The sequence below is a fragment of the Streptomyces olivochromogenes genome (assembly GCF_021538895.1).
GTDB classification, from domain to species: Bacteria; Actinomycetota; Actinomycetes; order Streptomycetales; family Streptomycetaceae; genus Streptomyces; species Streptomyces olivochromogenes_A.
Map to the genome: position 1 here is coordinate 1 of NZ_JADDRL010000086.1, position 14,815 is coordinate 14,815.

The 14,815-nt window shown below is 69.1% G+C and carries 12 protein-coding genes, 1 tRNA gene and 3 pseudogenes; 7 read left to right on the forward strand and 9 right to left on the reverse strand.

The genetic code is table 11. The annotated features are described in order from the left end of the window. On the reverse strand, positions 1–935 hold a 935-nt coding region (locus tag IPZ69_RS33215; protein WP_374294707.1), incomplete at its 3' end, for a SpoIIE family protein phosphatase. Positions 936–1,096: 161 nt separating this feature from the next. Here IPZ69_RS33215 and IPZ69_RS33220 point away from each other — a divergent pair. Continuing rightward, positions 1,097–1,737, forward strand: a pseudogene (locus IPZ69_RS33220) (carbonic anhydrase). Positions 1,738–1,783: 46 nt separating this feature from the next. Here the strand turns inward: IPZ69_RS33220 and IPZ69_RS33225 are convergent. After that, positions 1,784–2,743 (reverse strand): annotated as a pseudogene (locus IPZ69_RS33225) (L-threonylcarbamoyladenylate synthase); the annotation flags it as partial. Between the two features lie 177 nt (positions 2,744–2,920). After that, positions 2,921–3,061 (reverse strand): annotated as a pseudogene (locus IPZ69_RS33230) (VOC family protein); the annotation flags it as partial. Between the two features lie 249 nt (positions 3,062–3,310). Here IPZ69_RS33230 and IPZ69_RS33235 point away from each other — a divergent pair. Both IPZ69_RS33235 and IPZ69_RS33240 read left to right on the forward strand, forming a co-directional pair. Beyond that, positions 3,311–3,384, forward strand: a tRNA-Met gene (locus tag IPZ69_RS33235). A 366-nt stretch (positions 3,385–3,750) separates the two neighbouring features. Beyond that, positions 3,751–5,319, forward strand: coding sequence for an SWIM zinc finger family protein (locus tag IPZ69_RS33240; protein WP_235458385.1), 1,569 nt, complete (start codon positions 3,751–3,753; stop codon positions 5,317–5,319). Positions 5,320–5,440: 121 nt separating this feature from the next. Here the strand turns inward: IPZ69_RS33240 and IPZ69_RS33245 are convergent, their stop codons facing one another. Further along, the gene (locus tag IPZ69_RS33245; RefSeq protein WP_235458386.1) at positions 5,441–5,677 is read right to left on the reverse strand and encodes a hypothetical protein; all 237 of its coding nucleotides are present in this window, start codon (positions 5,675–5,677) and stop codon (positions 5,441–5,443) included. A gap of 443 nt (positions 5,678–6,120) precedes the next feature. Here IPZ69_RS33245 and IPZ69_RS33250 point away from each other — a divergent pair, with 443 nt between their 5' ends. The 4 genes from IPZ69_RS33250 (at position 6,121) to IPZ69_RS33265 (ending at position 9,474) form a co-directional block, all read left to right on the forward strand. Continuing rightward, positions 6,121–7,323 (forward strand): IS110 family transposase, encoded by a 1,203-nt coding sequence (locus IPZ69_RS33250; protein ID WP_235458387.1) that lies wholly within the window; start codon positions 6,121–6,123, stop codon positions 7,321–7,323. After that, entirely contained in the window at positions 7,236–7,913 is a 678-nt protein-coding gene (gene pcaH, locus IPZ69_RS33255; protein WP_374294728.1) for a protocatechuate 3,4-dioxygenase subunit beta, read from the forward strand. Before IPZ69_RS33250 ends, pcaH begins: the two co-directional genes overlap by 88 nt. 6 nt (positions 7,914–7,919) lie before the next feature. After that, positions 7,920–8,525: a protocatechuate 3,4-dioxygenase subunit alpha gene (gene pcaG, locus IPZ69_RS33260; protein ID WP_235458388.1), complete on the forward strand. Its 606-nt coding sequence runs from the start codon at positions 7,920–7,922 to the stop codon at positions 8,523–8,525. Positions 8,526–8,958: 433 nt separating this feature from the next. Then, on the forward strand, positions 8,959–9,474 hold the full coding sequence (locus IPZ69_RS33265; protein WP_235458389.1) for a GNAT family N-acetyltransferase: 516 nt from the start codon (positions 8,959–8,961) through the stop codon (positions 9,472–9,474). Here IPZ69_RS33265 and IPZ69_RS33270 read toward each other — a convergent pair. Genes IPZ69_RS33270 through IPZ69_RS33290 form a run of 5 tightly spaced genes read right to left on the reverse strand, consistent with a single transcriptional unit; the run spans position 9,471 to position 14,751 of the window. Beyond that, positions 9,471–10,643, reverse strand: coding sequence for an MFS transporter (locus tag IPZ69_RS33270; RefSeq protein ID WP_235458390.1), 1,173 nt, complete (start codon positions 10,641–10,643; stop codon positions 9,471–9,473). The two genes, IPZ69_RS33265 and IPZ69_RS33270, sit on opposite strands and share 4 nt — an antisense overlap. Before the next feature lie 4 nt (positions 10,644–10,647). After that, a complete protein-coding gene (locus IPZ69_RS33275) occupies positions 10,648–11,193 on the reverse strand; it encodes a GNAT family N-acetyltransferase (RefSeq protein WP_235458391.1) in 546 nt (181 codons plus the stop codon). Further along, positions 11,190–12,368 carry a type III PLP-dependent enzyme gene (locus IPZ69_RS33280; protein WP_235458392.1) on the reverse strand — a complete coding sequence of 393 codons (1,179 nt, stop codon included), beginning with the start codon at positions 12,366–12,368 and terminating at the stop codon, positions 11,190–11,192. The genes IPZ69_RS33275 and IPZ69_RS33280 overlap by 4 nt, the downstream gene beginning before the upstream one ends. A gap of 8 nt (positions 12,369–12,376) precedes the next feature. After that, on the reverse strand, positions 12,377–13,696 hold the full coding sequence (locus IPZ69_RS33285) for a DUF6271 family protein (RefSeq protein ID WP_235458393.1): 1,320 nt from the start codon (positions 13,694–13,696) through the stop codon (positions 12,377–12,379). Beyond that, positions 13,678–14,751, reverse strand: a complete 1,074-nt coding sequence (locus IPZ69_RS33290) for a phytanoyl-CoA dioxygenase family protein (RefSeq protein WP_235458394.1) — start codon at positions 14,749–14,751, stop codon at positions 13,678–13,680. Before IPZ69_RS33290 ends, IPZ69_RS33285 begins: the two co-directional genes overlap by 19 nt. Between the last annotated feature and the right edge of the window lie 64 nt (positions 14,752–14,815).

Here is a 14,815-nt window from a genome sequence, read left to right on the forward strand (position 1 = left end):
AGGACGGGCGGGGGGTGGCCGGCGCTGCTGTAGATGAGCAGTTGGCTGTGGCAGTCGACGAGGACCTGGACGGCGGTGGCGGCGAGGGCTCCCTCGACCGAGCGGGCGTACAGCCCCAGGACCTCCAGTGCCTGGGCGGGGCCGTGGACGGTGCGGGTGGCGGCGCTCAGCGCGCTGCGGAGCCTGCCCATGACGGTGGCGGCCGTCAGCCCGTGGCCGACCACGTCGCCGACCGCGACGGTGAAGCGGTCCGCGGGCAGGTCGACCGCGTCGTACCAGTCGCCGCACACGTTCAGTGATCCGGTCGCGGGCAGGTAGCGCACCGCGATGTTCGGGTGCCGGGCCAGATCCGGCGAGTGGAGCATCGCTTCTTGCAGGGCGACAGCGACGCGCCGTTCACGGGCGTGGGCTTGTCGCAGTTCCTGGTTCAGCTGCTGCAGCTGCCGTGCCCGGGCGTACAGCTCGGCTTCCATGGCCGCTTCCCGGCCGGGGCTGACCGACGGCAGATGCGCGGTGCGGCGGGCACGGACGACGTCGGTCATGTCCTCGGACCGGTGGATGATCCAGGCGACTTTGCCGTCCGGGCCGAGGACGGGCACATTGATCGCGGTCCACCACCGCTCCTTGAACACCTCGGGGCTGCCGGCGACCGGGATGTCGTACTTCTGCAACGCCATGTGATCGGTCTGGCCGGTGGACAGGACACGGTGCAGTGAGGCTTTCAGCGTGTCCACCCCGTGGGCGTCCGGGTCGGCGGGGTTGTCGGGGAAGGTGTCGAAAAGGTACTGCCCGAGCAGTTTGGCCCGGCTCTGTCCGGTCACCTCGCAGAAGGCCGGGTTGGCGTCGGCGATCGCCAGGTCCGTGCCGAGCACCAGGCACGGGCTCGGAAGGGCTGCGAACACCCCTGGGTAGTCGATCTTCGGTGTCACAGGCATTCCCTGCCACTCGCTCGCTCTTCAATCTACGGAAGGTCCAGCTCCCGCGCCCGCCGACCTCGCTCGTGGGCAGCGGGTTGCAGGGTGTGACGGCGTCGCGGGAAGAGGTTTAAGCATGGCCAGGCGATGCGACAGGTGGTGCCGGGTCCTTGGCTGCGGACATGACCGAGATCAAGACCCTGACGCCCCGCGACGCCTTCGAGCTGCTGCTGGCTGGTAACCAGCGCTTCGTCGCGGGCACCCCCGAGCACCCGAACCAGGACGCCACCGGCCGCGTCGAGATCGCACCGTCCCAGCAGCCCTTCGCCGGTTGTTCGGCTGTTCCGACTCCTGGCTGGCCGCCGAGATCATCTTCGACCGCGGCCTAGGCGACCTGTTCGTGGTGCGCACCGCAGGCCACGTCATGGGCACGGAGGTGCTGGGCAGCATCGAGTACGGCGTGAACGTGCTGGGCTGCCCGCTGGTGGTGGTGCTCGGTCACGACTCGTGCGGCGCGGTCGGCGCGGCCTGCGCCGCGCTGGAGGACGGCATGGCACCGGCCGGCTACATCCGGGACGTCGTCGAGCGGGTGACTCCCAGCGTGCTGGCGGCACGGGCCGCCCCAAAGGTCGAGCCGGGCGAGATCCTCGCCGAGCACATAAGGCACACAGTCGACCTGCTGCTGGACCGCTCCCGGGTGCTCGCCGAGAAGGTCGCCGCCGGCCAGGCCACCGTGGTGGGCCTGTGCTACCGCCTCGCCGACGGCAGTGCACAGCTCGTCGCGGCCCGCGGCCTCGATGGGGCGGTGCCCGCCGTGTCCTGACCGCCACGGCCGTGGCTGCCCGGGCACGCCACCCATCCGATGCCGCTCACTCGCAGGGCCGGGGCCCCGCGGCGCGGCGGAGCCGGTTGGCGATCGCCAGTGCCAGCCCCTCCTCCACCGGCAAGGACGCGACGATGAGGTCGCACCCCCGCAGGTCGAGCTCGCGCAGCAACCCGTACAGCCCGCGCGCGTAGGCGGCCACCGAACCGGGAACCGTCACCACGGCGTGCGCCTTCACCGGAGCGCCGGTGAAGGAGGGGGGAAGAAAGACGCCCACCTGGTGCCCCCGTTCCTGGGCGCGCTCCGCTTCGGCGACGACCTTCTCGGGCTCGACGAGAACGACCCGCGCATGCGGCGCGTAGTGGGACGGATGCCGGCCCGGCACCCGAACGCGGCTCGTCGAGGGCACCGCGAGCGGGCATCCCAGCACCGTTTCGAGGTCCTCGCGGGTCACCCCGCCGGGCCGAAGGATGGTCGGGGTATCGCCCGTGGCGGCGACGATGGTCGACTCGACGCCGACCTCGCAGGAGCCGCCGTCCAGCACGAAGTCGACCCCGTCACCGAGCTCCGCACGGACATGGTCCGCCGTGGTGGGGCTGAGCGAGCCGAAGCGGTTGGCGGACGAAGCCGTGACACCGCCGCCGAAGGCCGACAGCAGCGCGAGGGCGACGCGGTGGTCGGGCACGCGCACGGCCACCGTCTCCAAGCCACCCGTCGCTTCGAGGGGAAACGCGAGGACGCGCCGCAGGACCAGCGTGAGCGGCCCCGGCCAGAAGTGTTCGGCCAGCAGGCGCGCGGTTCCGGGCACGTCCTGGACCCAGTCGTCCAGATGCTCCGTGCCGCCGATGTGGACGATCGGTGGGTGGGAGGGTGGACGTCCCGTGACCTCGAAGATACGCGAGACCGCGGCAGGCTCCTCGGCGTTGGCGCCCAGACCGTAGACGGTCTCGCTCGGGAGGGCCACCAGCCCTCCGGCACGCAGCACACCGGCCGCCTTCTCGACGTCACTGGCTTGCCGTCAGTATCGCAATCCTAGGCGTACCCGGTCATCAGGTTGGCTGCAGTCGGCTGACCAGCGACGTGACCCGAGGGCGCAGCGGCGTGCAGCGGCGTGCAGCGCGCCAACTGCCACGTCCAGTCGCGTCGAGACCCGACCGAGGTCAGGCCACCGGCGTGAGCGGCATCAGGCATGCTCCCCATCGTCACCGTGACCCTCGCCCGGTGGGGCGATCCCGATGACTGCAAGGTTCCGCGCCTCCTGACCGGCCGGATCGAACGGCTTCGCCGCAGTGAAAACGATCCGTGCCTTCTCGGGGGTGATCACCGTCAACCGGATCGCGGATTTGCTAATCCGCTGCTAACGAACCACCTTCATTGCCAATGAAGTCGCGGATCCTAGACCTGGTGTAGGACCCGCAGTTCCGTGAGCACTGGTTCCTGCGGGAACATCAGAATCCGGACTGGGTGAGCAGTGGCCATGTCGGTCGATCATGAGCAATTCGGGCTCAGTCCGAGCGCAGGCGAAAGTCGATTGGGCCGATCCGGGTCGGTGCCGTACAGTTCACCGTACCGACGCGGGGTGGAGCAGCTCGGTAGCTCGCTGGGCTCATAACCCAGAGGTCGCAGGTTCAAATCCTGTCCCCGCTACTCAAACGTGAAGGCCCGGTATCCACCGGGCCTTCGCTGCGTGGTGGCCGGTTCGGACCTGGTTCTTGGTGAACAGGGCGCCGACGTCGCAGACGGCGTCAACGTACTGGGCTGCGCCGACGCCGTACGCTGGCTCGGCAATCTGCCCCCGCGACCCGGGGCGGGTCTTTGAGTCAGTGCTTATGATCACCCAGGTTTGCTCGGTGGGTGCTCATGATCAGCCGACGGTGCTCACGGAGTCGCGGATCCTGCAATGCGTCCTGCCGTGCCTGGTTTGTTGAGGAGTTGGTTGATGAGTTGTTCTGTCTCCGGTTCCAGGGAGCAGTCCAGTGCCCGGTTGATTTGTTGGATGCGGGTGATGGCGGTGTGCAGGCCCTGCCGGTTCCCGGCACGGAACGGTACGAGGTAGAGCTGACCTTGGACGGGCCCGGCGGCGTGACCGGCGAATGCGACTGCCCGTACGGCCTGGAGGGCAACTTCTGCAAGCACCTGGTCGCCCTGGGCCTGAAGGTGCTCGCCGAGAGGGAGTCCCTGCCCCGGCAGCGGAAAGCTGCCCGGGAGCGCGCGCAGGACCTGGACGGATGGCTGTCCGCCTTGTCCAAGGACGAGTTGCTCGCTCTGCTGCGGGAACAGATCGACGAGGACCGGCAGTTGCGGCGCCGCCTGGAACTGCGGGCCGCGAGCGTCCGTGGGGACCTGGCCGCGGTCCGGGTCCGTATCCGCGGCCTGCTCGACGTCGGACCCTTCGCGCAGTACGGGTACGTCGAGTACGCCGATGCCCGCGCCTACGCCGACCAGGCCGGGCAGGCGGTTTCCGCGATCAGGGCGCTGACCGGCTCGGGCCGGGCTGCTGATGCGATCACCCTGGCGCGGGAGGCGATGCGGCTGTTGGCCGAGGCGGCGGAGAGTGTCGACGACTCGGACGGCTGGTTGGGGCAGATCGGTGCGGACCTCGCCGACGCCCACCTCGACGCGTGCCGTGCGGCACGCCCTGACCCCGAGCAGCTCGCGCGGTGGCTGGTCGGCCATGCGCTCGGCGACATCGACGATGGCCTGACCGACATTGATCCGCTCGATTACGAGGACGTCCTTGGCGAAGAGGGAATTGCCGTCCTGTGGAAGTCGGCGGTCGAGGCGTGGCGGGGCAACCGTCGCGGCTGGGCGGAGAAGTACCTGATGGAGCGTCTGGCCAAGGCGGGAGGCGATGTCGACGCGGTGATCGCCGTACATGCGGCCGACCTCTCACCGAACGGCCACACGCACCTCGTCATCGCTCGCGAGCTGGACACAGCCCGGCGCCCCGACGAGGCCCTGCGCTGGGCAGAGCGCGGCATCCAGGAAACCCGGGACCTCGCCGCCGTCGACACCGCCCTCGTCGACTACCTCTGCGAGCGCTACACCCAGGCGGACCGCCTGTCGGATGCCGTCGCCGTGCGCGGCGACCACTTTCGCGCCCGCCGCTCCCTGACCGCGTATCAGCAGCTGCGCGCCGCCGCGCGAGCCGCGGACTGCTGGCCGGCCGAGCGCGGGGAAGCCCTTGCCCTGCTGCGGGCCGACGCGGAGCGGCGGCAAGAGGGGCGGAACGGCGACCCGGTCCTGGTCGATGCCCTGCTCGACGACAAGGACGTCGACGCCGCCTGGCAAGCCGCCACCCAAACCGGAGGCCACGACCGGCAATGGCTTGCCCTCGCCGACCAGGCGCGGCCCGCCCGTCCCGCCGACGCGCTCGGCGTCTACCTGCGCCTGGCCGAGCCGCTCACCAAGCAGACCGGCAACGCGATCTACGAGCGGCTCGTCAGCCTGCTGCTGAGCATCCGGGACTGCCACCGATGCCTGGAAACGGAGGACGAGTTCGCCGTGTACGTCACCGCCCTGCGCACCGCCCAAAAGCGCAAGCGGAACCTGATGCGCCTGATGGACGAACAGGGCCTATGAGCCGGACGGTGTCTCGGAGATCCACTCGGTCCGCCCGGCCCACGCTGCCCTTCCACCCTTGCCGCCGGACGCTGCTTCATGGTCTTCTCGCGGCGGAGGCCCTGGCCAGTCGGTCGAACGGTCAGCTGAGCGAACGGTCGTCGTCCCAGCTGTCCCACTCCTCCAGGTCCTCGCCATCCAGCCCATGATCGGCTATCAGCTGCTCGTCCTCGGTCCCTGCGCCGCGTGCAGGCAGGGATCGGACCAGTACGACGGCCACGTTCCAGCGGGCGTCGGGGTCCGTCGGGAGGTCCAGTGTCCTGCGGGCCGCCTCGTCTGCGGCGCCTATGGGACACCTAGACGCAAGCGGGATGAGCACGAGTGCTGTCAGGATCTCGCCCAGCCAGCGATGGTGTCACCCTTCAGCGAGCGGGCCTGCTGGCACGCGATGAACCTTCGGCGGCACGGAGCTTCTACGTCCGGAGCGGGGAACTCGGCGCAGCTCTGAACAGGCGCTACAAACCCAGGAGTTCGAGCACCTCGTCGGTCGTGCCGATCTGGCCGAGGAGACCGTGGGCGTCCCCCCCCATTACCTTCTTGATCAGCCCCGCAATGGGGTTCCCGGCCTCCGGGACGGCATGACTGCTCCCCCCTGTTGATCATGATCTGGGGGGTGGTGTCACCGCTCCCGGAGGCACTGGTAGACCGCTGATGAGGGGCATGACCACCAACTCCTTCGGGAGGCAGGGAGGTTCTTCGTAATGTGGATGCCGGCAGCTGGTGCCGCAGGTGAGGCCGGGACCGTACGACCGGAGAGTGCTTGTGATCAACACCAGTGACATCGGCGCCTTCCTGGGCCTGGACGTCGGCAAGGGCGAACACCACGCCACCGCGCTGACCCCGGCCGGGAAGAAGGCCTTCGACAAGCGGCTGCCCAACAGCGAGCCCAAGCTCCGCGAGGTCTTCGCCAAGCTGATAGCGAAGCACGGCACCGTACTGGTGGTCGTCGACCAGCCCGCATCCATTGGGGCCCTGCCGCTGGCCGTGGCCCGGGACACGGGCTGCAAGGTTGCCTACCTGCCCGGGCTGACGATGCGGCGGATCGCCGATCTCTACCCGGGCGAGGCCAAGACCGATGCCCGCGACGCGTTCATCATCGCGGACGCGGCCCGGGCAATGCCGCACACACTGCGGACTATCGAGCTCACCGACGAGACGGTCGCCGAGCTGGAGATGATCGTGGGCTTCGACGACGACCTCGCAGGTGAGGTCACCCGAATCGCAAACCGGCTCCGTGGGCTGCTGACCCAGATCCACCCGCACCTGGAGCGAGTTGTCGGTCCGCGCATCCAGCATCCGGCCGTCCTGACGCTGCTGGAACGCTTCGGTTCCCCGACCCAGATCCGCAAGGCCGGACGCCGACGGCTGGTCACTCTCATACGTCCGAAGGCCCCCAGGATGGCTGAGCGCCTGGTCGACGAGATCTTCACCGCCCTGGATGAACAGACCGTGGTCGTTCCGGGCACCGATGCCGCCGCACTGATCGTCCCCAGCCTCGCCGCCTCCCTCCAGGCAGTGCTTGACCAGCGCAAAATCCTCGCCGTCAGGATCGAGGAACTGCTGGCCAACCACCCTCTTTCGAAGGTCCTGACGTCTATGCCGGGGATCGGCGTCAGGACCGGAGCCCGCATCCTCATCGACATCGGCGACGGCAGCAGCTTCCCGTCCGCCGCCCACCTCGCCTCCTACGCCGGCCTCGCACCGGCCACCCGCAGCTCCGGCTCCTCCATCCGCGGCGAACAACCCTCCAGACGCGGCAACAAACAGCTCAAGAGAGCGTTCTTCCTCTCCGCGTTCGCCGCCCTCGCCGACCCGGCCTCCCGCACCTACTACGACAAGAAGATCAAGCAAGGCAAGCACCACACCCAGGCCATCCTCTGCCTCGCCCGCCGCCGAGCAGACGTCCTCTTCGCCATGCTCCGCGACGGCACCTTCTACCAGCCCCAACCCGCCCCATCAGCTTGACGAAACCCATAGGGGCACCCCCCGCCTTCGGGGAGCGCGACATCACCGAGACCGACAACGACCTCACCCGGCAGCACACCGGCGAGCCGATCGGTGAGCGCATCACCGTCTCCGGCCGTCTGCTGGACCGCGCCGGCCGCCCCCAGCGTGGTCAGCTGATCGAGATCTGGCAGGCCAACTCGGCCGGGCGCTACGCCCACCGGCGCGAGCAGCACGACGCCCCGCTGGACCCGAACTTCACCGGTGTCGGCCGCACCCTCACCGACACCGACGGCTTCTACCGCTTCACCACCATCCAGCCCGGCCCGTACCCCTGGCGCAACCATCTCAATGCCTGGCGTCCGGCGCACATCCACTTCTCGCTGTTCGGTTCGGCGTTCACCCAGCGGCTGGTGACGCAGATGTACTTCCCGAACGACCCGCTGTTCCCGTACGACCCGATCCTCCAGTCGGTCACGGACGACGCGGCCCGGCAGCGGCTGGTCGCGACCTACGACCACAGCCTGTCGGTGCCGGAGTTCTCGCTCGGCTACCACTGGGACATCGTGCTGGACGGCCCCGCCGCCACCTGGATCGAGGAAGGACGCTGACTCGCCATGACGAAGATCGACACCAGCAGGCCTCGGAGCGTGCTGCCCACCCCCTCACACACGGTCGGCCCCTTCTACGGGCACGCGCTGCCGTTTCCCGGGGGCGGGGACATCGCGCCGGTCGGGCATCCCGACACGATCACCGTCCAGGGGTATGTGTACGACGGTGAGGGCAACCCACTGCCGGACGCCTTCGTGGAGCTCTGGGGCCCCGATCCCGACGGCCGGGTGCCGCGGGTCGACGGCTCGATGCGGCGCGACCCGGCGGCCGGCGGCCATCTCGGACGCAACGGCGTGGAGTTCACCGGCTGGGGCCGCGTCCAGACGGATGCCGCAGGCCATTGGCACGCACGCACGTTGCGGCCCGGCGCACGCGGCCGCAACGCGCCCTACCTCAGCGCCTGCGTCTTCGCGCGCGGTCTGCTCGTTCATCTCTTCACCCGGATCTATCTGCCCGGTGACGAGGCGGCGCTCACCGTCGACCCGCTGCTCGCCCGGCTCGACGAGGCGCGGCGCGACACGCTGATCGCCGTCGACGAGGGCCGGGGAACGTACCGTTTCGACATCCGCCTTCAGGGCCAAGGCGAGACGGTATTCCTGGAGTTCCAGTGAACCCCAACGGGTCCGGGGCCGGCATCGGGCCGCGCACCATACCCGCACTCACCGCGATCGCCCTCAGCGCCGTTCGGCACCTCGTCGGTACCGGAGAACATCCGCCAGTGCACCGGCGGTTGAGTGGTGCACACCCACCAAGAAGTGGCTCGCTTGCGCCAAGTACGGACGGTGCTCATGGCGAGGGCCGAGCCTCCCTGCGTGTAAATCCTTGAGCGATGGCGTGAGCGATACGCAGCATCGGCGTCGACGACGGCCACTACTCCTTCACATTTTCGCTCCTCCACGTAGTTGAACATAAGCGCAGCGCGATCAACGTGACGCGAAGTCCTCTTGAGTCGAACTGGAGGCGGCAAAAGACTGCTCGGCAAGGCCGCGCTCGCGTCCCGGGACGCGGCACGGTAGTCACGATCGCCATGTGAGGAGAACGTCGATGCCCGACGCCGGCCGTCGAGACGACGCACACCCGATCACGCTGACCGACGGAACCGCCACCCGCACCCGGGAGGCGGCCCCCGTCGACCTGGTGCCGGTCCAGGAACTGCACCGCCGTTGCTCGCTTGGCAGCCGAGCCCTGCGATACCACGTGGGCAAGTCCGGGATCTCCCCTGCCGAATGGCGTCGGCTGTCCTGCCCAGAGCGCGGCACCACGCTGGTGACCGCTCCGGCCGAGCGTACGGAATACATCATCGCCATGACGAACGTCATGCGCACCGATCAACAAGGGGTGGGGGAACTCGCGATCCTGGTCGAGGACGCGTGGCAGGCCAGGGGGCTCGGCACCGCGCTGGCCGAACATGCGGCGACCGTTGCCCGCCGCGACGGACACCACGCGCTGGCCGCCACGGTGGCGGCGAGCAACAAGACGATGCTCCACGTCCTGGAGAAACTGGACGCGACGCCGGTCGAAACCACCGGGCCCGTGCTCGACCTCCGCATCCTGCTCTAGACCTTCATGCCGCTCACCGACGTCCACCGGATCTGCGTACTGCACAGGGAGACCACGGCCGCCGCAGCCGCGACCACCGCCAGACCCCACACCAGGCTGCTCGAATTCGCCACGAAACCGATGAGCGGGGGCCCGGCGAGCAGACCCGTCGTACCCATCGCGGCGACCAGTGCCAGCGCCTGCGATCCCTGTTTCGCCGCAGCCACATAGACGCAGGGGGTCACGGCCGCGCAGCCCAGTCCGACGCAGGCGAACCCAATCAGGGCCGCCGCCACTCCCCCGCTCACCAAGGCGAAGACCAACCCGGCGGCGGCCACGGCACTGCCCAGCAGGACGACGCGCCCGTCGCCCCAGCGGCTGCGCCAGCCGTCGGCGAAGAGTCTGGCCACCACCATCATGCCGGACACCACGGCGATGCCCATCGGCGCCAACTCCGCGGAGGCCTTGGCGACTTCCCTCATGTAGAGGGCGGACCAGTCGTTCATGGCGCCCTCGGTCACCGTGCCGAACGCCATGGCACAGCACATCCAGAGCGTCATCCGGGACGGAAGGCTCCATCCGGTGCGGCTCTTGCTCTGCCTCTCCTCCGAACGAGCCTCGTCTTCAAGAAGACCGGGGCGCGCCAGAGCCACCAGCAGGACGAGGACCACGGCAGCCACGCCGAAATGTGCCGCGACGGAGGAGGTCACCGCGTTCATCCCGGAGGCGAGCAGCGCCGCGAGCAGGGAGCCGGCGCTGAACGTCGCGTGCAGCCGGGCCATGGCGTTGCGTTCGTGCCGGGTCTCCAGTGCCGTTCCCTGAGCGTTCATGGCCACGTTCAGACATCCCACGCACACCCCGTCGGCCACCATGACCAACAGGGCGACCGGATAGTCCGGCGCTGCGGCGAGTGCCAGAAGCAGCAGGGTCAGACAGAGCGCCGACAGCAGCGCCAGCCGTGCGGAGCCCAGCCGCTGCACGAGCACCGGCACCAGGGGAAACGACGCCACCGCGCCGATTCCGGCCGCCATCAGCAGCACCCCCACCTCGGCCGCGGTCAGCCCGAGGTCCGCCTTGATGGCGGGGATGCGCGCGGCCCAAGTGGCGTACTGGAAGCCGAGGGAACAGAACAGCGCGGCGATGGCCAACTGGCCGCGATGGAAAGGATCATGGACACGGAACACGCGCATCAACTCACTTCGTCGACTCGGTCATCGCCTTGGACATGTAGACGGCGCTCGCGCCGTAACCGCCCGGAGAGATCCCCGGGTACGCGCTGAACCCGCGCGCCGACCAGAACGGCTCGCTGCGACCGACGGCGATCAGTGAGATCCGCTCGAACCCGCTCGAACCGGCGGTCAGGGTCAGGTGGTTCAGGAGTCGCTGCCCCAGACCCGTGCCGCGCAGGGGCTCCGCGACAACGATGTCATGCAGGTGCAGATTGCGCCCCGTCCGCAAGGGCATCGTCGGGTCCCCCGCCCGCGAGGGCACCGCCGGCTCCTCCACCCGATCGAGGCTCGGGTATCTGAAGGGCGGATACGGCAGTGCCAGCAGGTACCCGGCAGGCTGGGCACCGACGTCCAGGACGAAACTGGTGTCCGGCGAGGCGTACGCCCTGGACTGCAGGGCCGCGCGCCCTTCCGAGAGGCCGAGTTCCGCGTAGGTCCGGGATTCCATTGCCGCGATGGCGTCCCAGTCGGCGTCGGCGATGTGGCGTATGGATACGCCGTCGCCGCTCATGGGCGTCCTCCGCCCGTGCAGGTGTACGGGAGCGGGGCGAAGCCGTTGAAGCCCTGGGTCGTGTAGCTGATCGCGTAGGCGCCGCTGGCGAGCACCCAGACGGGATCGCCGGATGCCAGATTCCGGGGGACGTGCACGAGGCCGTGTCCCTGGGGGTAGGCGTCGTCGCTGTCGCAGGTGGGGCCCGCGACGACGGCGGGGACGTACTCGGCATCAGGGTGAGTCGGGAAGACGAGCGGGTACTGCAGCGCGTCCATCTCGTAGAGGCCGTTGAACTTGCCGCAGCTCAGGTAGAGCCAGTGCTGGCGCTCGCCGTCGGGGCGACGCCGCTCGGCCAGCCGGGCAACGTGGGCCCGGATGGCGCCGTGGTCGGCGACGAGGTAGCGCCCCGGCTCCATGACGAACTTGAGATGCTCCCCGTGGACCTTCCTGAGATGGCGCATTCCCTCGCGGATGACGGCGAAGATCTTGTCCAGCGGAGGCTCCAGAGGTGTGCCGCACCGGTCGAGGTATCCGAGGGCCGGCAGACCGCCGCCGAGGTTGACGTGGTCCAGCACTATCCCGCGCCGGCCCAGGGCGGTCAGGACGTCCGCCAGGCACTCGACGGCGCTGTGCCAGGCGTCCGCCGTCATCTGCTGGGAGCCGACGTGCACGGACAGACCGGAGGGTGTCAGGCCCTTGTCCTGCGCCGCCTGAAGGATGCGCACCGCGTCCGCGGGTGCACAGCCGAACTTGCCGCTGAGACCCCACAGCGCCCCTTCACCACTGGTCGCCAGCCTGCAGAAGACGCGGGCTCCCGGGGCGTGGGCCGCGATGGCCGCCAAGTCCTCGGCACTGTCGGTCGCGAAGTCCCTGACGCCGAGGCGGTGGGCGTCGGCGATGTCGCGGTCCGCCTTGACGGTGTTGCCGTAGTGCATGTTTTCGATCGGCACGCCCGCGCGCAGCGCCTGCTCCAGTTCGCGGGGGCTTGCCCCGTCGACTCCGGCGCCCTTCCTGGCCAGATGGGCGAGCACCTCGTCGACCGGGCAGGCCTTCATGGCGAATCGGACGGCGACGCCGGGCAGTTGACGCCGCAGTGTGTCGTAGCGGTCTTCGATTCCGGCGAGGTCGAGGACGATCCGGTCCTCGGTCGCGCGCGCCAGAGCGGCGAGCAATGGTGCGGACTCGTGCGCCATGGCCGCTCTCACTGTTGCCACCCGGGCGCCGGGGCCACGGAGGTGAGTGCGGCCGCCCGCGTCAGCGGCCCCCATGCCTCCACCAGCAGAGCGAAGTCCTCGATGTCGCTGCGCGCTTCGTCGAGGAGGCGGGCGCGCCGCTGCCACAGGAAGTCGGCGAACTCCGCGTATCTGCCGCCCAGTTTGCGGTACGCGGCGTCGAGGACGTCGAGTCGGTGGACGTTCTCACTCCGGTCGAGCCCTGCGCTCTCCCTCGCCAGCAGGGCTACGGCCGACGCGCGCACCTGCCCTCGTTCGTCGAGCAGCGACGCGCCGGTCCGGGCCATTTGGTCGTAGACGAAGTTGAAGTACAGCATCGACAGCAGGAACTTGACGAAGCGCAGCTGGTACGCCATGAACCCGGAGTCGGTGCGGCGTTCACCGGTGTAGAAGTTGACGATGTTCCGGTTGTGCAGGACGCCCGGCAGTGCGGCGTCGTGGACCAGGTGGGTCAGGAAGTAGTCGCTGCCGATGGTGTCGGTCGCGGGCGGCAGGGGCACGTGTGCGTGCACGTCGTGGAAGGCGATGTTGCACATGTCCACGCGCATGGGGTCGACCACGGTCAGCGTGGAATGGTCCCCGGCGAAGGCGTCGGTGCCCGCGCCCCGGAAGGACTCGTCGACGAGTTGCCTCTTCTGCTCGCCGGACCAGTGGGCGGGCGCCCACAGACCGACCATGTCGTGGTAGACGTCGGGGTCGATCCGTAGTATCTCGCCGATGTCCACGGACAGTTCGCCGACGAAGGAGCTGCCGACCATCACGACCTTTCGGTCCATGTGCTCCGCAGCCAGTGCGGTCTCGGTGACGTGACGCGCGGCCTCGGACGCGTGCCTGCCGAGCGACATCAGCTCGTGGTGGACGGGGAAGACACTCCGGCCGTTCACGACCTGGTACCGGCTGTCGGAGTCCCTGCGGTGGACGGACTCGCAGCCGAGCGCGGCGGCGACGAGGAAGGCGCGGTTGGTGCAGGCGCCGTAGGACACGCCGGTCGGGAGCATCAGATCCAGCAGGAGGTCGGGCTTCACCGCTTGGGCCCGGTCGATCACCCGTCGCAGGAAGTCCCGCTGCCGCGCCTCGTCGAGATGGTGTACGACGATCCGTGGGTCTCCGGATATGCGGTGCACGGCCTCGGCGTGCTCCGTGTACGCAGGCGCGGTGCAGGAGTCCAGGATCAGGAGGTGCACCTCGGTGTCGAAGTGCTCGGCGGCATAGGCCGCTTCCTCGGCCACGGCCGCGATGGTCGCCGTGCAGGGCCTGTTGGTCGGCAGGGTCAGACAAATTCGACGCATGTCTCTTCTCCGGCCGGCTCTTCCGCCTCGTCGAGGTCCGCTCCGGTCCAGGACGTGAGGCCCAGCAGCTTGGCGCCGAGTTCGTCGAGAGTGGCCCTCCCGTACCTCAGGGACTCGTGTCGCGTGGCGTCGCCGAGCAGGGTCGCGTTCCAGTCCGGCGTGCTGAGCGTGCGCCATGACTCGGCCCGGGAGCGTCGCATGGTCCGGTGGGACTCCAGCGCCGGCATCATCGACAGGTACTGGACCGCGCGTACTTCTCCGTCGGAGGTGTTCGGTGCCACCCCGTGTGCGAGCAGGCCGTTGAAGATCAGCAGGTCACCGGCCTCGAGTTCCGGTCGCACCACGGGGAACTCCGCGCGGTCGATCCTGGGCCGGATCGGGTCGCGGTCGACCGGCTGGAGTGCCTTCCATCGGTCGAACTGCCGGAACAGCTCGGGGCAGCACTGGAAGCCGCCGAGTTCCGGCCTGGTGTCGTTGAGGGCGATGATCCCCTGCACCCGCTGTGGCAGTACGCCGAGTGTGGTGTCGACGTCCCAGTGGAGTTCGATGTCGAAGCCCTGCTCCGTGCGCGGGATCAGAGCCCGGTCACGGTTCTTGATGTTGGGCGGGTTCAGGTTGAGCCGGTCGAGCGTCACCCACAGTTCCTCGCAGTCCCAGACGTCGACGAACGCGTCGTAGACCCGCTGCGTCTGGCGGCTGTCCCAGATGAGCTGGTGGTGATAGGCCTCGACGAATCCGTAGATGTGCAGTTCCCGGTCCAGGTCGGAGCGGTACGCGCGGTCCTCATACCAGGTCTCCGGCCGCTCGGGGTCGAGTCCCTGGAACTCCCAGGCGAAGGCCAGCAGTCGCCGGGCCAGGGCAGTGGGGATCGCCTGCTTCACCACGACGTAGCCGTAGGTCTGCCACGAGGCGAAGTCCTCCTCGGAGAGGACTCGCAGCGGGCGGGTCTTCTTCAGGTCCCGCAGGGGTGTCTGGGCGAGATAGGCCTCGCCGTCCGAGCTGAAGTAGGGGATGTTCGAAGGGGCTCGATGGAGATAACGGTCAGTCGTGGACATACGGTGCTCCACACCTCGATCTCAGGTACCGGCGACCCCAACCGGGTCACCAACTGCGCGGAAC